We start from the raw sequence: 15833 nt of genomic DNA, 5'->3' as shown, positions 1-15833 counted from the left end.
CTGCGAACTCATGGACAGGCAAGTGAAGGGCATCCTGGGCGCCAAGCTCGGCATGACCCAGGTCTGGGACAACAACAAGGTTGTCCCGGTGACCGTGGTGCAGGCCGGCCCGTGCGTCGTGACCCAGGTCCGCACCGCTGACACGGACGGCTACTCCGCGATCCAGCTGGCGTTCGGTGCGATCGACCCCCGCAAGGCGAACAAGCCGCGGGCCGGGCACTTCGCCAAGGCTGACGTGGCGCCGCGCCGTCACATCGTCGAGCTTCGGACGACCGACGCCAGCGAGTACTCGCTCGGCCAGGAGGTCACCGTCGACTCGTTCCCGGTGGGTTCCCCGGTCGACGTGACCGGCCGGACCAAGGGCAAGGGCTTCGCCGGTGTCATGAAGCGGCACGGCTTCCACGGTCTCCGCGCGAGCCACGGTGTCGAGCGCAAGCACCGCTCCCCGGGCTCGATCGGCGCCTGCGCGACCCCCGGTCGCGTGTTCAAGGGCGTCCGCATGGCGGGCCGGATGGGCAGCGCGCGCTACACCGTGCAGAACCTGACCGTGCAGGCGGTCGACGTGGAGAACAACCTGCTGCTCGTCCGCGGTGCCATTCCTGGCCCCAAGGGCGCGCTGATCCTGGTTCGCTCCGCGACGAAGGCCCCCGTCAAGAAGGGTGCTGCCAAGTGAGCTCCGTTGACGTGCTGAACACCGAGGGCGCGAAGGCCGGCTCCGTCGAGCTGCCCGCGGCGATCTTCGACGTGCAGGCCAACATCCCGCTGATGCACCAGGTCGTGGTGGCTCAGCTGGCGGCCGCCCGGCAGGGCACGCACAAGGCGAAGACCCGTGGTGAGGTCTCCGGCGGCGGCAAGAAGCCGTACAAGCAGAAGGGCACCGGCCGCGCCCGTCAGGGCTCGACCCGTGCGCCGCAGTTCGCCGGCGGTGGCGTCGTGCACGGCCCCGTGCCGCGCGACTACTCGCAGCGGACCCCGAAGAAGATGAAGGCTGCCGCGCTGCGGGGTGCCCTCTCGGACCGGGCTCGCGACAACGCGGTGTTCGTGGTCGAGGCGTTCGTCTCCGGCGAGACGCCGTCGACGAAGGCCGCGCTGGCCACGCTGCGCAAGGTCACCGAGGAGACCAAGGTCCTGGTCGTGCTGACCGGCGTGGACGAGCTGAACTGGCTCTCGCTGCGCAACGAGCCGACCGTGCACCTGCTCGAGGTCGGGCAGCTCAACACGTACGACGTGCTGAACTCCTCTGCGGTGATCTTCACCAAGGACGCCTACGACGAGTTCACGGGCGCCGGCAAGGCCGAGGAGGGCGACAAGTGACCACCATCGCGGACCCGCGCGACATCATCATCGCGCCGGTGGTCTCCGAGAAGAGCTACAGCGTTCTCGACCAGAACTGGTACACGTTCCTGGTCCACCCGGACGCCAACAAGACCGCCATCAAGATCGCTATCCAGCAGATCTTCAACGTGCGCGTACTGACCGTGAACACTGCGAACCGCGAGGGCAAGCGGAAGCGGACGCGGACCGGATTCGGCCAGCGCAAGGCTACGAAGCGCGCTCTGGTCAAGCTGGCCGACGGCGACCGCATCGAGGCCTTCGGCGGCCCGGTCAGCTGAGGGGTGTAGGACATGCCTATTCGTAAGTACAAGCCGACGACGCCGGGCCGCCGTGGTGGCTCCGTCGCGGACTTCGCCGAGATCACGCGCTCCACCCCGGAGAAGTCGCTGCTCGTGCCGCTGCCCAAGAAGGGTGGCCGCAACGCGCACGGCCGGATCACGACCCGTCACCAGGGTGGTGGCCACAAGCGTCAGTACCGCCTGATCGACTTCAAGCGGGCGGACAAGGACGGCATCCCGGCCAAGGTCGCACACATCGAGTACGACCCGAACCGCACCGCCCGGATCGCGCTGCTGCACTACCTGGACGGCGAGAAGCGTTACATCCTCGCCCCCAAGGACCTGAAGCAGGGCGACAAGGTCGAGGCCGGCGTCGGCGCCGACATCAAGCCCGGCAACAACCTGCCGCTGCGCAACATCCCGGTGGGTACCCAGGTGCACGCGGTGGAGCTGCGCCCGGGCGGCGGTGCCAAGCTGGCCCGCTCGGCCGGCGTCGGCATCCAGCTGCTGGGCCGTGAGGACCAGTACGCGACGCTGCGTATGCCGTCCGGTGAGATCCGGCGCGTCGACGTGCGTTGCCGTGCCACCGTCGGCGAGATCGGCAACGCCGACCAGTCGAACATCAACTGGGGCAAGGCCGGCCGTATGCGGTGGAAGGGCAAGCGCCCGACCGTCCGTGGTGTCGCCATGAACCCGGTCGACCACCCGCACGGTGGTGGTGAGGGCAAGACCTCCGGTGGTCGCCACCCGGTCAACCCGGCTGGTAAGCCCGAGGGCCGTACCCGCCGCAAGGGCCAGGCGAGCGACAAGCTGATCGTCCGCCGCCGCTACGCGACCCGCAAGCGCGGCTGATAGAGACAGCTGGACTGGAGAACTGACATGCCTCGCAGCCTGAAGAAGGGCCCGTTCGTCGACGACCACCTCCTCAAGAAGGTGGAAGTTCAGAACGACAAGGGCTCCAAGAACGTCATCAAGACCTGGTCGCGCCGCTCGACGATCATCCCCGAGATGCTCGGGCACACGATCGCCGTGCACGACGGGCGCAAGCACGTCCCGGTGTTCGTCACCGAGGCCATGGTCGGCCACAAGCTCGGTGAGTTCGCTCTGACCCGCACGTTCAAGGGTCACGAGAAGGACGACCGCAAGAGCCGCCGGCGCTGAGCAGAAGTCACGGATTAGAGGATCAAGGGGTTACAGCGATGCCAGGAAAAGGCGACGCTCCGGTGCTGCCGGGCGCGCGGGCGGTGGCGCGGCACGTCCGCGTCTCGCCGATGAAGGCGCGTCGGGTGGTCGACCTCGTTCGTGGTCTGCCCGCGAAGGAGGCGCTCACCGTGCTGCAGTTCGCACCGCAGTCGGCGAGCGAGCCGGTCTACAAGGTGCTGGCCAGCGCGATCGCGAACGCTGAGAACAACGAGCGGCTGGATCCTGACGCGCTGCTGGTCAGCGAGGCGTTTGTGGACGAGGGCCCGACGCTCAAGCGGTTCCGGCCGCGCGCTCAGGGTCGGGCTTACCGCATCCGCAAGCGCACCTGCCACATCACGATCGCCGTCGAGGCTGTGGCGCCGAAGGCGCGGCCGGCCAAGAAGGCCGCTGCCAAGAAGGCCGCTCCCGCGGCCGAGCAGCCCAAGAACGAGACGGAGGCGGCCGAGTAATGGGTCAGAAGGTTCACCCGCACGGGTTCCGACTCGGCATCTCGACCGACTGGAAGTCCCGCTGGTTCGCGGACAAGCTCTACAAGGACTACATCGGCGAGGATGTCAAGATCCGCCGGATGATGTCCCGGGGCCTCGAGCGTGCCGGCATCTCCAAGGTTGACATCGAGCGCACCCGGGACCGGGTCCGCGTCGACATCCACACCGCCCGTCCGGGCATCGTCATCGGCCGTAAGGGCGCGGAGGCGGACCGGATCCGGGGCGAGCTGGAGAAGCTCACCGGCAAGCAGGTGCAGCTGAACATCCTCGAGGTCAAGAACCCCGAGTCGGACGCGCAGCTGGTTGCCCAGGGCGTGGCCGAGCAGCTCTCCAGCCGGGTCAGCTTCCGCCGTGCCATGCGCAAGGCGATGCAGTCCGCGATGAAGAACCCGGTCTGCAAGGGCATCCGGGTGCAGGTCTCGGGCCGCCTCGGTGGCGCCGAGATGAGCCGCACGGAGTTCTACCGTGAGGGTCGCGTCCCGCTGCACACGCTGCGGGCCAACATCGAGTACGGCTTCTTCGAGGCCCGTACCACCTTCGGCCGGATCGGCGTGAAGGTGTGGATCTACAAGGGTGACGCCGTGCCGGGCCGCGAGGCTCCGCAGGACACGGCTCCGTCCCGTCCGCGCCGTGAGCGTGGCGACCGGCCCGAGCGGCCGCGTCGTGGCCGGTCCGGTTCGTCCGGCACCACCGCGGGCGGCACCGAGGCCGGGCGCGCGGCGGCTGCCGCGCAGGCTTCCGAGGCTCCGGCGGCTCCGGCCGCCGAGACCGCTCCGGCCGCCGCAGAAACGCAGCAGGAGGGCTGACACATGCTGATCCCGCGCAAGCCCCCGAAGGGCTTCCGCAAGCCGCACCACCCGGACCGTCACGGTGCGAGTAAGGGCGGCAACCGAGTGGTGTTCGGTGAGTTCGGCATCCAGGCTCTGGAGCCGGCCTACGTCACCAACCGGCAGATCGAGTCGGCCCGTATCGCGATGACCCGTCACATCAAGCGTGGCGGCAAGGTCTGGATCACGATCTTCCCGGACCAGGCGCTGACCAAGAAGCCGGCTGAGACCCGTATGGGTTCCGGTAAGGGCTCGCCCGAGTGGTGGGTCGCGAACATCAAGCCGGGCCGCGTCCTGTTCGAGATGTCCTTCCCGAACGAGGCGATCGCGCGTGAGGCGATGCGCCGCGCGATTCACAAGCTGCCGATGAAGTGCCGCATCGTGAAGCGCGAAGTGGGTGAGGCGTGATGGCAGCCGGTACCAAGGCCACCGAGTTCCGTGAGCTCTCCGACGAGGAGCTGACCGCGAAGCTCAAGGAGGCCAAGGCGGAGCTGTTCAACCTCCGAGTGCAGGGCGCCACGGGGCAGCTCGACAACAACCGGCGGCTGCCTGTCGTCCGCCGGGAGATTGCCCGGATCTACACGATTCTGCGTGAGCGGGAGCTCGGTCTCTCGTCCGCGCCGTCTGAGGTGACTGCGTGATGAGTGAAGAGAACGCCACGGCCGCTCGCCGTCAGCGCAAGGTCCGTGAGGGCCTTGTCGTGAGCGACAAGATGGACAAGACCGTCGTCGTCGAGGTCGAGGACCGCGTCAAGCACGCGCTGTACGGCAAGGTCATCCGCCGTACCCGCAAGCTGAAGGTGCACGACGAGCAGAACGCCGCCGGCGTCGGCGACCGCGTCTCCCTGATGGAGACCCGGCCGCTGTCGGCCACCAAGCGGTGGCGGATCGTCGAGATCCTCGAGAAGGCGAAGTAGCCCGACAGGTTCCGGGGCTTCGGCCCCGGCACGTGTCGGTGCGGGAAATCAGCCCGCGCCTAGCGCGGACCAGGTTCCGCCAAGCTCCGCCCCCTCCCGGGCGGAGAACTGGCAGACATAGGAGATAGACGTGATCCAGCAGGAGTCGCGACTGCGCGTCGCCGACAACACGGGTGCCAGGGAGATCCTGTGCATCCGGGTGCTCGGCGGCTCGGGTCGGCGCTACGCGAGCATCGGCGACGTCATCGTGGCCACCGTCAAGGACGCGATCCCGGGCGCCGGTGTCAAGAAGGGCGACGTCGTCAAGGCGGTCGTCGTCCGTACCGCGAAGGAGCGGCGCCGGCCCGACGGGTCGTACATCCGCTTCGACGAGAACGCCGCCGTGATCATCAAGGACGGCGGTGACCCCCGTGGCACCCGTATCTTCGGCCCGGTGGGCCGCGAGCTGCGGGACAAGCGGTTCATGAAGATCATTTCGCTCGCCCCGGAGGTGTTGTGACCGTGAAGGTCAAGAAGGGCGACACGGTCGAGGTCATCGCCGGGAAGGACAAGGGCGTTCGGGGTAAGGTCATCGCGGCCTACCCCCGCCTGGACAAGGTCCTGGTCGAGGGCGTGAACCGAGTCAAGAAGCACCAGCGCATCCAGACCACCCAGCGTGGCGCCAAGACCGGTGGCATCGTGACGCAGGAGGCCCCCATTCACGTGTCGAACGTGATGGTGGTCGACTCCGACGGCAACCGGACCCGGGTGGGCTACCGGATCGACGAGAACGGCACCAAGATCCGTATCTCGCGCCGCAGCGGTAAGGAACTGTGATGACGGCAGCTACCGAAACCAAGATCCAGCCGCGTCTCAAGACGCGGTACCGGAACGAGATCATCGCGCAGCTGCGTGAGCAGTACGAGTACTCGAACGCCATGCAGGTCCCCGGTCTGGTGAAGATCGTGGTCAACATGGGTGTCGGTGAGGCCGCGCGTGACGCGAAGCTCATCGACGGTGCCGTGCGCGACCTCGCCACCATCACCGGCCAGAAGCCGCTGGTCCGCCGGGCCCGCAAGTCCATCGCGCAGTTCAAGCTGCGCGAGGGCATGCCGATCGGCGCGAAGGTCACCCTTCGCGGCGACCGGATGTGGGAGTTCCTGGACCGGCTGCTGTCGATCGCGCTGCCGCGTATCCGCGACTTCCGCGGGCTCGACGGCCGCAAGCTCGACGGCAACGGCAACTACACGTTCGGTCTGACCGAGCAGTCGGTTTTCCACGAGATCGACCAGGACCGGATCGACCGTACCCGGGGCATGGACATCACCGTGGTGACCTCGGCGAAGACCGACGATGAGGGCCGGGCGCTGCTGAAGCTCCTTGGCTTCCCGTTCAAGGAGCAGTGAGCGAGACATGGCCAAGAAGGCGCTGATCCTGAAGGCGGCCGCGAAGCCGAAGTTCGCGGTGCGCGCGTACACCCGTTGCCAGCGGTGCGGCCGGCCGAAGGCCGTCTACCGCAAGTTCGGACTGTGCCGCGTCTGCATCCGGGAGATGGCCCACCGCGGCGAGCTGCCCGGTGTGTCGAAGGCTTCCTGGTAACCATCCGCCACGCTGCGATTTTCACAGACAAGACAGTGGCACCTCTTCGCCGTAGGCCCCGGCACATCGCCTGGGAACCCCGGCGAGAAAGGCTGACAAACCAATGACCATGACTGACCCGATCGCAGACATGCTCACGCGTCTGCGTAACGCCAACCAGGCGTATCACGACCGGGTGGCGATGCCCTACTCGAAGATCAAGGCGAACATCGCCGAGGTCCTCAAGGCCGAGGGTTACATCGCCAGCTGGTCGGTCGAGGACCCGGAAGAGGACGTCGTCGGCAAGAAGCTGGTGGTCGAGCTGAAGTACGGCTCGAGCCGCGAGCGCAGCCTCGCCGGCATCCGTCGGGTGTCCAAGCCCGGCCTGCGGGTGTACGCCAAGTCCCCGGAGCTGCCGCGCGTGCTCGGCGGTCTCGGCGTGGCGATCATCTCGACGTCCCAGGGGCTGCTCACCGACCGGCAGGCCCGCAAGCGAGGGGTGGGCGGGGAAGTCCTCGCCTACGTCTGGTGAGGAAGAGCTCTAATGTCGCGAATCGGACGTAAGTCGATTACCGTGCCGGCCAATGTCGATGTCAAGATCGACGGCGCCGTTGTCACGGTGAAGGGCCCCAAGGGCGAGCTGTCGCACACCCTGGCGGAGCCGATCACCGCTGAGCGCGCTGAGGACGGCACCATTCAGGTCAGCCGCCCCAACGACGAGCGCAAGGCGAAGGAGCTGCACGGCCTCAGCCGGACGCTCGTCGCCAACATGATCGTCGGCGTGACCGAGGGTTACCGGAAGTCGCTGGAGATCAACGGCACCGGTTACCGCGTCACCGCCAAGGGCAACGACCTCGAGTTCGCCCTCGGCTTCTCGCACCCTGTCGTGATCCAGCCCCCGGCCGGCATCACGTTCACCGTCGAGCGCCCGACCCTGTTCCACGTGGCCGGCATCGACAAGCAGCTGGTGGGCGAGGTCTCCGCGAACATCCGCAAGATCCGTCCGCCGGAGCCCTACAAGGGCAAGGGTGTGAAGTACCAGGGCGAGGTCATCCGCCGCAAGGCTGGAAAGGCAGGCAAGAAGTGAGCGCCACGCTGCTCAAGCGCCGCAACGGCGGCGGGATCGCCGCGAAGCGGGCCGTCGGCCGCGCGCGTCGTCACTTCCGGCTGCGCACCGTCGTGCGTGGCACGGAGGAGCGTCCTCGCCTGGTCGTCACCCGGTCCCTGCGGCACATCACGGCCCAGGTCGTGGACGACACCAAGGGTCACACCCTGGCGTCGGCCTCGACGATGGACGCCACCATCCGTGGCGGCGAGGGCGACAAGAGCGCCCTGGCCGGCAAGGTCGGCGCGCTCCTCGCCGAGCGGGCCAAGGCCGCTGGCGTCAGCAAGGTCGTCTTCGACCGCGGCGGTAACCGGTACGCGGGGCGCATCGCCGCCCTGGCGTCGGCCGCCCGCGAAGCCGGACTCGAGTTCTAGGAAGGAAGACCAATGCCAGGTCAACAGCGCCGAGGCGGCGGGTCCGGCGGTTCTGAAGGTGGCGGCGGCCGTCGCGAGGGCCGCGGCCGCGACGGTGGCCGGGGTAACGCTCCGGCCGAGAAGACCCCGCACCTCGAGCGGGTCGTCGCGATCAACCGTGTCGCGAAGGTCGTCAAGGGCGGTCGTCGCTTCAGCTTCACCGCGCTCGTGATCGTGGGCGACGGCGACGGAACCGTCGGTGTCGGCTACGGCAAGGCCAAGGAGGTGCCCGCGGCGATCGCCAAGGGTGTCGAGGAGGCCAAGAAGCACTTCTTCAAGGTGCCGCGCATCGCCGCGTCCATCCCGCACCCGGTGCAGGGTGAGGACGCCGCCGGTGTCGTGCTCCTGAAGCCGGCCTCCGCCGGTACCGGCGTCATCGCCGGTGGCCCGGTGCGTGCCGTGCTGGAGTGCGCGGGCATCCACGACATCCTGTCGAAGTCGCTGGGCTCGTCCAACCCGATCAACATCGTGCACGCCACGGTGGCGGCTCTCAAGAAGCTCGAGTCGCCCGAGGCTGTCGCGGCCCGTCGTGGCCTGCCGGTCGAGGACGTCGCTCCGGCCGCCATGCTCGCGGCGCGTGCAGGGGCGGGGGTCTGAGATGGCTCGCCTGAAGGTGACGCAGCTGCGGTCCACGATCGGCGCCAAGCACAACCAGCGTGAGTCGCTGCGTTCGCTCGGCCTGAAGCGGATCAACGATGTGGTGGTCAAGGAGGATCGGCCGGAGATTCGCGGCATGATCTTCGCGGTGAACCACCTCGTGAGGGTGGAGGAGGTCGACTAATGACCATCCGGATTCATGACCTTCGGCCGGCACCCGGAGCCAAGAAGGCCAAGACCCGCGTGGGTCGCGGTGAGGGCTCCAAGGGCAAGACCGCCGGTCGCGGTACCAAGGGTTCCAAGGCCCGCAAGAACATCTCGGCGGCGTTCGAGGGTGGCCAGATGCCCATCCACATGCGCCTGCCGAAGATGAAGGGCTTCAAGAACAAGAACAAGGTCGTCTTCCAGGTCGTGAACCTGGACCGCCTCGCCGAGCTGTTCCCGAACGGCGGCGAGGTCGGCCCGGACGAGCTGGTCGCGGCGGGCGCGGTTCGCCGCGGTCACGCGGTCAAGGTGCTCGGCACGGGCGACCTGAACGGCGTTGCGATCCAGGTCAAGGCGGATGCGTTCAGCGCGTCGGCCAAGGAGAAGATCGCGGCGGCCGGCGGCTCGGCGACCGAGCTGTAAGCACGACATGCGTACGAGGGTGCTGAATTCGCCTGCCGATGGTGGGCGGATCAGCACCCTCGTCGTAGTGTCTGGTGAGGCATCGCACCGTTAAAAGGGGAGGCGCGGTGTCGAACCGACTACGCCGTGCCGTTAATATCGGGGCCGGTGTATGTGCCCGGCCACGCTGACCGGACACGTCGCCGACTGTTAGAGTCCGTTTCCAGCCCATGGATACGCGGGTGTCGCAACCGGGACCCGCTCCGACCGCCATCGTGGCGGCTACCTCGCGCAGGAGGAAGAAGTTGCTCTCCGCCTTTCTCAGTGCGTTCCGCACGCCTGACCTGCGCAAAAAGCTGCTGTTTACAGTCGCCATCATCGCGGTCTACCGGCTCGGAGCGACACTCCCCAGCCCTGGCGTCTCGTTCAGCAACGTGCAGAAGTGCATCGACGTCATGGAGAGCGGGGCCACCAGCGGGGTCTTCTCGCTGCTGAACCTCTTCTCCGGCGGCGCGCTGTTGTCTCTCTCGGTCTTCGCGCTGGGCATCATGCCCTACATCACCGCGTCGATCATCCTGCAGCTCCTGACGGTGGTGATCCCGCGCCTCGAACAGCTCCGCAAGGAGGGCCAGTCCGGCCAGGCGAAGATCACCCAGTACACGCGGTACCTGACGCTCGGCCTCGCGGTCCTGCAGTCCTCGGCCTTCGTGGCCCTGGCGCGGTCCGGTCAGCTGTTCAGCAACCAGTGCGACCAGTTCCCCATCGTCCCGGAGAACACCGGGCTGCCGATGTGGATCACCCTGGTGGCGCTGGTCATCACGATGACCGCCGGCACCGGTGTGGTGATGTGGCTCGGCGAGCTGATCACCGACCGCGGCGTCGGCAACGGCATGTCGGTTCTGATCTTCACCTCGATCGCGGCGCGCCTCCCCAGCGAGGGCTGGGCGATCAAGGAGTCCCGCGGCTGGGGCTGGTTCATCGCGGTTCTCGTGATGGTCCTGCTGGTCATCACGCTGGTCGTCTTCATCGAGCAGGCACAGCGCCGCATCCCGGTGCAGTACGCGAAGCGCATGATCGGCCGGAAGATGTACGGCGGCACCTCGACGTACATCCCGCTGAAGGTCAACCAGGCCGGTGTCATCCCGGTGATCTTCGCGTCCTCGCTGCTCTACCTGCCGCAGCTGATCCTGCAGTTCTTCGACCAGAACGACCCGGGCCCGGTGCAGTCCTGGGTGCAGAACAACATCGTCGATCCGGCGTCGTGGATCCACATCGTGATCTACTTCCTCCTGATCATCTTCTTCACGTACTTCTACGTCTCCATCACGTTCAACCCGACCGAGGTCGCGGAGAACATGAAGAAGTACGGCGGGTTCGTCCCGGGTATCCGCCCGGGGAAGCCGACGGCGGACTATCTTGACTTCATCCTTAGTCGCATCACGCTGCCCGGTTCGCTGTACCTTGGTGTGATCTCCATCCTGCCCAACTTCTTCTTCATCTGGCTCGACAACAACCAGTTCCAGAACTTCCCGTTCGGTGGCACCGCGGTGCTCATCATGGTTGGTGTGGGCTTGGAGACGGTGAAGCAGATCGAGAGCCAGCTCATGCAGCGGAACTACGAAGGGTTCCTGCGCTAGTGGGCGGGCGGAGCGAGCGAGCCAGGGGGGCGCATAGGTGAGACTCGTACTGGTTGGTCCCCCGGGGGCGGGCAAAGGGACCCAGGCCGAGTTCATCGCCGCCCACCTGGCCGTGCCGAAGATCTCGACCGGTGACATCTTCCGGGCGAACGTGGCCCAGGGGACGCCGCTCGGTGTCGAGGCCAAGCGCTACATGGACGCGGGTCAGCTGGTCCCGGACGAGGTCACGATCAACATGGTCCGGGAGCGGCTGGCCGAGCCGGACTCCGCGGACGGCTTCCTGCTGGACGGCTTCCCGCGCACCACGCCCCAGGCGAACGCGCTGGACAAGCTGCTGGCCGACCTCGGCACCGCGCTGGACATCGTGCTGGAGCTCGTCGTCGACGACGACGAGGTGATCCGGCGCCTGTCCGGCCGGCGCACCTGCCGGGGTTGCGGGAAGATCTGGCACGTCGAGTTCGACGCGCCGTCGCGGGAGGACATCTGCGACCGCTGCGGCGGCGAGCTGTTCCAGCGCGACGACGACAAGGCCGAGACGATCGCGGAGCGGCTCCGGGTCTACGCCCGGGACACCGCTCCGCTGGTCGACTACTACGGGGCCCAGGGCAAGCTGGTCGGCATCGACGCCACCGGCCCGGTCGAGGACGTCACGGTCCGCGCGATCGACGCACTGCGGTCCTACGGCGGCTGAACCGGCCGCCATCGAAGCGGGGAGAGCCGGCCGGCCGCACAGCGGTTGCGCCGGCTCTGGCCGTTCAGGGCGTCGCTGAGCGGCGCCGACACGTGCACGAGAGTCAGAGGGTACGCATGCGCCGCCAGCAGCTGAAGATTCAGCTGAAGACCACGGACCAGATAGTCAAGATGCGGGCCGCCGGGCTCGTCGTGGCGGAGGCCCTGGAGCAGATGCGCAAGGCGGTCGCGCCGGGCGTCTCCACCGCGGACCTGGACCGGGTCGCCGAGTCGGTCATCCGGGACGCCGGCGCGGTGCCGTCGTTCAAGGGCTACCACGGCTACCCGGCCTCGATCTGCTCCTCGGTGAACGAGCAGATCGTGCACGCGATCCCGTCGGAGAAGCAGGTCCTCCAGGAGGGCGACCTGATCTCGATCGACTGCGGCGCGGTGCTGGACGGCTGGCACGGCGACTCGGCGATCACGGTCGGCGTCGGTGAGGTGCGGCCGGAGCTGCTGAAGATGGCCGCGGTCGCGGAGGACGCGATGTGGGCCGGGCTGGCGGCGGCGGCACGCGGTGCGGCGTCCGGGCGGGGCAAGCTGTCCGACATCTCGCACGCGGTGGAGCAGGCCGTGCGCGCGGGCGGCCGCTACGGGATCGTCGAGGGGTACGGCGGGCACGGCATCGGCACGGAGATGCACCAGGACCCGCACGTGCTGAACTACGGCCGGCCGGGGCGGGGCATCTCGCTGACGAACGGGCTGTGCCTGGCGATCGAGCCGATGATCACGCTCGGTTCACCGAAGTCGATCGAGCTGTCCGACGGCTGGACGGTGATCACCAAGGACCGGTCCGTGGCGGCGCACGTCGAGCACTCGATGGCGCTGCTGGAGGACGGCATCTGGGTGCTGACCGCGCTCGACGGCGGCCGCGAGCGCCTCGGGGACCTGGTCACCGCGCGCCAGCCGGTCGAGAGCTGACCGGCCGCCGCGCACGTACGCAACTTCCGTGATCCAGGTGTCCCCGCACGTCGCGCCGGCGGCATGCGGGGACACCTGGATCACGCGCGTTTCGGGGGCGCGGTCGCGGTCGGGCGTCGCTGCCGGGGGTTCTGGCCGGGTGGGTGCCGGGTGCCTCCCGGTGAGGCCGGGGACGGTGCCATCCGTACCCACAGATGATCTTGATTGGGTTGTCGGGCGGTGCCATGCTGGTGCGCATGGGGCGCGAGGAGATGCGTGCGGCCGACGCTGATCGCGAGGCGGTCGCGGAGCGGCTGCGCGTCGCGCTCGGGGAGGGCCGGCTGGATCTGGCCGAGTTCGACGAGCGGCTCGGCCGGGCATATGCGGCGAAGACCTACGGCGAGCTGGACGGCCTGCTGAACGACCTGCCCGACGTGGCGTCCGCGGAGCGGCAGGGGCTCGCGGTGCCGGGGACGAGTGCGGTGCCCGTGGCCGGGGCGGTGCCGGGTGCGGTCGTGGTGCCGGAGTGGCCGGTCGGGGCGGACGGGCGGTACCTGGACGCGACGCGCCGCTGGCTGATCGAGAACTGGGCGCCCTATCTGGGTGTCGTCGGCATCGTGGTGGCGATCTGGGTCCTGCAGGCGGTGCAGGGCGAGGACGGCGTCGGCACGTTCTGGCCGGGTTGGGTCGCCGGGCCGTGGGGAATCTTTCTGGTGATCGCGACGATCGCCGGGCTGGCGAGCGGTGAGCCGCAGCGGTGGGCGGCGAAACAGGCCCGCAAGCGCCTCCGGAAGATCCAGGACGGCGACTTCGACGAGTGATTTGACCCGTTACGTCCCGTTATCGACGGCTCGCGACACACCCGACCGCGGGTTGCGTGACCTCGGTTTGGTGTCGATGTAACGCGCGGCGTACACTCGTTGATTGGCGCACAGCGTCCCTTCCGTCATGTCCACCAGCGCTTCGGTGGATGCCCGTTCTCGGGTCGGCGGAGCCGCGGCTGGCGCGAAGTGATCTCTGCTTCGCGAGTGGCGTTGTGTGCTCGTCCCATAACCGATTGTCAGGTAGCGGAGGACATGCCGAAGAAAGACGGAGCCATCGAGATCGAAGGCCGAGTGATCGAGCCACTGCCGAACGCAATGTTCAGGGTGGAGCTCGCCAACGGTCACAAGGTGCTGGCTCACATCAGCGGCAAAATGCGGCAGCACTACATCCGCATTCTGCCCGAGGACCGGGTCGTCGTGGAACTGTCTCCATACGATCTCACCCGTGGGCGCATCGTCTATCGGTACAAGTAAGCCCACCGCTATTTGATCGACGGGGCGGGATTTCCTGTGTCCGTCACCCGTGCCTGCCGGGCGGCGATCGTGCCGTGCCGGTGTCACGGATGAACAGCAAAGGCGCACCGTGAAGGTCAAGCCGAGCGTCAAGAAGATCTGCAACAAGTGCCGCGTCATCCGCCGGCACGGCCGGGTCATGATCATTTGTGAGGACCCGCGCCACAAGCAGCGCCAGGGCTGATTCTGGCGAACGGGGTCCGACGCGCCCCCGACAACGACAGTTCGTTCCCGCCGCGATACGTCGCGGTACACCCCCGGTCGGAGGCCGGGGCCCCGCCGGGCAGGCGCACACGCGCCAGTGCGGGGGAGGGGACGGCGCAGACCTCCGTGAGAAGAAGTTGAGGAGTACGCCCGCACATGGCACGTCTAGTCGGCGTCGACCTCCCCCGCGAGAAGCGGATGGAGATCGCGCTCACCTACATCTTCGGGGTCGGACGGACCCGCGCCGTCGAGGCGCTGGCCGCCACCGGCATCGACCCGAACAAGCGCGCCAAGGACCTCACCGATGAGGAAGTCGTGCAGCTGCGCGACTACATCGAGGGGAACTTCAAGGTAGAGGGCGACCTGCGCCGCGAGGTCGCCGCGGATATTCGCCGCAAGGTCGAGATCGGCTGCTACGCCGGCATCCGGCACCGTCGGGGTCTCCCGGTCCGCGGTCAGCGGACCCGGACGAACGCTCGTACCCGCAAGGGTCCGAAGCGCACCGTCGCCGGCAAGAAGAAGCCCGGCAAGAAGTAGTAAGTCCCGATCTCACCCATATAGGAGCGCAGAGAGCTTATGCCACCCAAGGCACGCGCTGGGGCCGCAGTCAAGAAGGTCCGGCGCAAGGAACGCAAGAACGTCGCCCACGGGCAGGCGCACATCAAGAGCACCTTCAACAACACCATCGTGTCCATCACGGACCCGACCGGTGCTGTCATCTCCTGGGCCTCCGCCGGCCAGGTGGGCTTCAAGGGCTCCCGCAAGTCGACTCCGTTCGCCGCGCAGATGGCCGCCGAGGCCGCCGCGCGTCGCGCCATGGAGCACGGCATGCGCAAGGTCGACGTGTTCGTCAAGGGCCCCGGTTCCGGCCGGGAGACCGCCATCCGTTCGCTGCAGGCCGTCGGCCTCGAGGTCGGTCAGATCTCCGACGTCACGCCGCAGCCGCACAACGGGTGCCGTCCGCCTAAGCGTCGCCGGGTCTGAGAGGTAGAGGAAGAAGATGGCTCGTTACACGGGTGCCGACTGCCGCCGTTGCCGGCGCGAGAAGATGAAGCTGTTCCTCAAGGGCAGCAAGTGCGACGGACCGAAGTGCCCCTTCGAGTCCCGTCCGTTCCCGCCCGGCCAGCACGGCCGCGGTCGGACCAAGGAGTCGGAGTACCTGCTCCAGCACCGCGAGAAGCAGAAGGCCCGCCGGGTGTACGGCGTGCTGGAGAAGCAGTTCCGCGGTTACTACGACGAGGCCGTCTCCAAGAAGGGCAAGACCGGTGAGGTCCTGCTCCAGATCCTGGAGACCCGTCTCGACAACGCCGTCTACCGGTCCGGCTGGGCCTCGTCGCGCGACCAGGCGCGGCAGCTGGTCAAGCACGGTCACTTCCTGGTGAACGGCAAGAAGGTCGACATCCCGTCGTACCGGATCAAGGAGCACGACATCATCGAGGTCCGCGAGAAGTCTCGCGAGATGACCCCGTTCGTCGTCGCCGCGGCCCAGGCCGGCTCCAAGACGATCCCGGCGTGGCTGGAGTCGATCCCGAGCCAGTTCAAGGTTCTGGTCCACTCGCTCCCGAGCCGGCAGGTCATTGACACGCAGGTCCAGGAGCAGCTGATCGTCGAGCTTTACTCCAAGTAAGGCTGTTGTCCGGCGGCGCCTCTCGGAGGCGCCGCCGGTCGTCAAGTTTGGGCAGCAAATAGCGGCTGCCCCGA

At 67.8% G+C, this 15833-nt stretch carries 29 protein-coding genes; all 29 read left to right on the top strand.

Features of this window, described 5'->3' with window-relative positions:
- Window positions 1–10 precede the first annotated feature (10 nt).
- The 29 genes from rplC (at window position 11) to rpsD (ending at window position 15759) form a co-directional block, all read left to right on the top strand.
- Window positions 11–673, top strand: coding sequence for a 50S ribosomal protein L3 (gene rplC, locus J2S44_RS15695; RefSeq protein ID WP_310413990.1), 663 nt, complete (start codon window positions 11–13; stop codon window positions 671–673).
- Window positions 670–1314 (top strand): 50S ribosomal protein L4, encoded by a 645-nt coding sequence (rplD, locus tag J2S44_RS15690; protein ID WP_307241051.1) that lies wholly within the window; start codon window positions 670–672, stop codon window positions 1312–1314. The genes rplC and rplD overlap by 4 nt, the downstream gene beginning before the upstream one ends.
- Window positions 1311–1613: a 50S ribosomal protein L23 gene (gene rplW, locus J2S44_RS15685; RefSeq protein WP_306837735.1), complete on the top strand. Its 303-nt coding sequence runs from the start codon at window positions 1311–1313 to the stop codon at window positions 1611–1613. The genes rplD and rplW overlap by 4 nt, the downstream gene beginning before the upstream one ends.
- A 12-nt stretch (window positions 1614–1625) precedes the next feature.
- Entirely contained in the window at window positions 1626–2465 is an 840-nt protein-coding gene (rplB, locus tag J2S44_RS15680) for a 50S ribosomal protein L2 (RefSeq protein WP_307241049.1), read from the top strand.
- A gap of 27 nt (window positions 2466–2492) precedes the next feature.
- Window positions 2493–2774, top strand: a complete 282-nt coding sequence (gene rpsS, locus J2S44_RS15675; RefSeq protein ID WP_007465299.1) for a 30S ribosomal protein S19 — start codon at window positions 2493–2495, stop codon at window positions 2772–2774.
- A 38-nt stretch (window positions 2775–2812) separates the two neighbouring features.
- Window positions 2813–3265, top strand: coding sequence for a 50S ribosomal protein L22 (gene rplV, locus J2S44_RS15670; RefSeq protein WP_310413987.1), 453 nt, complete (start codon window positions 2813–2815; stop codon window positions 3263–3265).
- Window positions 3265–4110, top strand: coding sequence for a 30S ribosomal protein S3 (gene rpsC / locus J2S44_RS15665; protein WP_310413985.1), 846 nt, complete (start codon window positions 3265–3267; stop codon window positions 4108–4110). Before rplV ends, rpsC begins: the two co-directional genes overlap by 1 nt.
- Window positions 4111–4113: 3 nt before the next feature.
- Window positions 4114–4539 (top strand): 50S ribosomal protein L16, encoded by a 426-nt coding sequence (gene rplP, locus J2S44_RS15660; RefSeq protein WP_310413982.1) that lies wholly within the window; start codon window positions 4114–4116, stop codon window positions 4537–4539.
- Window positions 4539–4772 (top strand): 50S ribosomal protein L29, encoded by a 234-nt coding sequence (gene rpmC, locus J2S44_RS15655; protein WP_306837746.1) that lies wholly within the window; start codon window positions 4539–4541, stop codon window positions 4770–4772. Before rplP ends, rpmC begins: the two co-directional genes overlap by 1 nt.
- A complete protein-coding gene (gene rpsQ, locus J2S44_RS15650; protein ID WP_306837748.1) occupies window positions 4772–5047 on the top strand; it encodes a 30S ribosomal protein S17 in 276 nt (91 codons plus the stop codon). The genes rpmC and rpsQ overlap by 1 nt, the downstream gene beginning before the upstream one ends.
- Before the next feature lie 130 nt (window positions 5048–5177).
- A complete protein-coding gene (gene rplN, locus J2S44_RS15645) occupies window positions 5178–5546 on the top strand; it encodes a 50S ribosomal protein L14 (RefSeq protein WP_007465279.1) in 369 nt (122 codons plus the stop codon).
- Window positions 5543–5863 (top strand): 50S ribosomal protein L24, encoded by a 321-nt coding sequence (rplX, locus tag J2S44_RS15640; protein ID WP_306837755.1) that lies wholly within the window; start codon window positions 5543–5545, stop codon window positions 5861–5863. The genes rplN and rplX overlap by 4 nt, the downstream gene beginning before the upstream one ends.
- The gene (gene rplE, locus J2S44_RS15635) at window positions 5863–6432 is read left to right on the top strand and encodes a 50S ribosomal protein L5 (protein WP_310413979.1); all 570 of its coding nucleotides are present in this window, start codon (window positions 5863–5865) and stop codon (window positions 6430–6432) included. Before rplX ends, rplE begins: the two co-directional genes overlap by 1 nt.
- A gap of 7 nt (window positions 6433–6439) precedes the next feature.
- On the top strand, window positions 6440–6625 hold the full coding sequence (locus J2S44_RS15630; RefSeq protein WP_033342853.1) for a type Z 30S ribosomal protein S14: 186 nt from the start codon (window positions 6440–6442) through the stop codon (window positions 6623–6625).
- Window positions 6626–6728: 103 nt separating this feature from the next.
- Complete coding sequence (rpsH, locus tag J2S44_RS15625) at window positions 6729–7136, top strand: 30S ribosomal protein S8 (protein WP_307241044.1); 408 nt, start codon at window positions 6729–6731, stop codon at window positions 7134–7136.
- 12 nt (window positions 7137–7148) lie between these two features.
- Entirely contained in the window at window positions 7149–7691 is a 543-nt protein-coding gene (gene rplF / locus J2S44_RS15620; protein ID WP_310413976.1) for a 50S ribosomal protein L6, read from the top strand.
- A complete protein-coding gene (gene rplR, locus J2S44_RS15615) occupies window positions 7688–8083 on the top strand; it encodes a 50S ribosomal protein L18 (protein ID WP_310413973.1) in 396 nt (131 codons plus the stop codon). Before rplF ends, rplR begins: the two co-directional genes overlap by 4 nt.
- Window positions 8084–8095: 12 nt before the next feature.
- On the top strand, window positions 8096–8719 hold the full coding sequence (gene rpsE, locus J2S44_RS15610; RefSeq protein WP_307241039.1) for a 30S ribosomal protein S5: 624 nt from the start codon (window positions 8096–8098) through the stop codon (window positions 8717–8719).
- Window position 8720: 1 nt separating this feature from the next.
- Entirely contained in the window at window positions 8721–8903 is a 183-nt protein-coding gene (gene rpmD / locus J2S44_RS15605; protein WP_306837771.1) for a 50S ribosomal protein L30, read from the top strand.
- A complete protein-coding gene (gene rplO / locus J2S44_RS15600; RefSeq protein ID WP_310413970.1) occupies window positions 8903–9346 on the top strand; it encodes a 50S ribosomal protein L15 in 444 nt (147 codons plus the stop codon). The genes rpmD and rplO overlap by 1 nt, the downstream gene beginning before the upstream one ends.
- A 284-nt stretch (window positions 9347–9630) precedes the next feature.
- On the top strand, window positions 9631–10962 hold the full coding sequence (gene secY / locus J2S44_RS15595; protein ID WP_310413967.1) for a preprotein translocase subunit SecY: 1332 nt from the start codon (window positions 9631–9633) through the stop codon (window positions 10960–10962).
- A 37-nt stretch (window positions 10963–10999) separates the two neighbouring features.
- Window positions 11000–11653 (top strand): adenylate kinase, encoded by a 654-nt coding sequence (locus tag J2S44_RS15590; RefSeq protein ID WP_307241033.1) that lies wholly within the window; start codon window positions 11000–11002, stop codon window positions 11651–11653.
- 116 nt (window positions 11654–11769) lie between these two features.
- A complete protein-coding gene (gene map / locus J2S44_RS15585; RefSeq protein WP_310413964.1) occupies window positions 11770–12612 on the top strand; it encodes a type I methionyl aminopeptidase in 843 nt (280 codons plus the stop codon).
- A 236-nt stretch (window positions 12613–12848) separates the two neighbouring features.
- The gene (locus J2S44_RS15580) at window positions 12849–13412 is read left to right on the top strand and encodes a DUF1707 SHOCT-like domain-containing protein (protein ID WP_310413962.1); all 564 of its coding nucleotides are present in this window, start codon (window positions 12849–12851) and stop codon (window positions 13410–13412) included.
- A 255-nt stretch (window positions 13413–13667) separates the two neighbouring features.
- Window positions 13668–13889, top strand: a complete 222-nt coding sequence (infA, locus tag J2S44_RS15575; protein ID WP_007073013.1) for a translation initiation factor IF-1 — start codon at window positions 13668–13670, stop codon at window positions 13887–13889.
- 109 nt (window positions 13890–13998) lie between these two features.
- Window positions 13999–14112 (top strand): 50S ribosomal protein L36, encoded by a 114-nt coding sequence (rpmJ, locus tag J2S44_RS15570; RefSeq protein WP_085066825.1) that lies wholly within the window; start codon window positions 13999–14001, stop codon window positions 14110–14112.
- Between the two features lie 176 nt (window positions 14113–14288).
- Window positions 14289–14669: a 30S ribosomal protein S13 gene (gene rpsM / locus J2S44_RS15565; protein ID WP_306837834.1), complete on the top strand. Its 381-nt coding sequence runs from the start codon at window positions 14289–14291 to the stop codon at window positions 14667–14669.
- Window positions 14670–14708: 39 nt separating this feature from the next.
- Complete coding sequence (gene rpsK, locus J2S44_RS15560; protein ID WP_033342844.1) at window positions 14709–15116, top strand: 30S ribosomal protein S11; 408 nt, start codon at window positions 14709–14711, stop codon at window positions 15114–15116.
- A gap of 16 nt (window positions 15117–15132) precedes the next feature.
- A complete protein-coding gene (gene rpsD / locus J2S44_RS15555; protein WP_310413959.1) occupies window positions 15133–15759 on the top strand; it encodes a 30S ribosomal protein S4 in 627 nt (208 codons plus the stop codon).
- Window positions 15760–15833: the final 74 nt, after the last annotated feature.

The sequence above is a fragment of the Catenuloplanes niger genome (assembly GCF_031458255.1).
GTDB classification, from domain to species: Bacteria; Actinomycetota; Actinomycetes; order Mycobacteriales; family Micromonosporaceae; genus Catenuloplanes; species Catenuloplanes niger.
The sequence above is the reverse complement of the archived record's forward strand: the minus strand, read 5'-3'. Positions and strand labels throughout refer to the sequence as shown.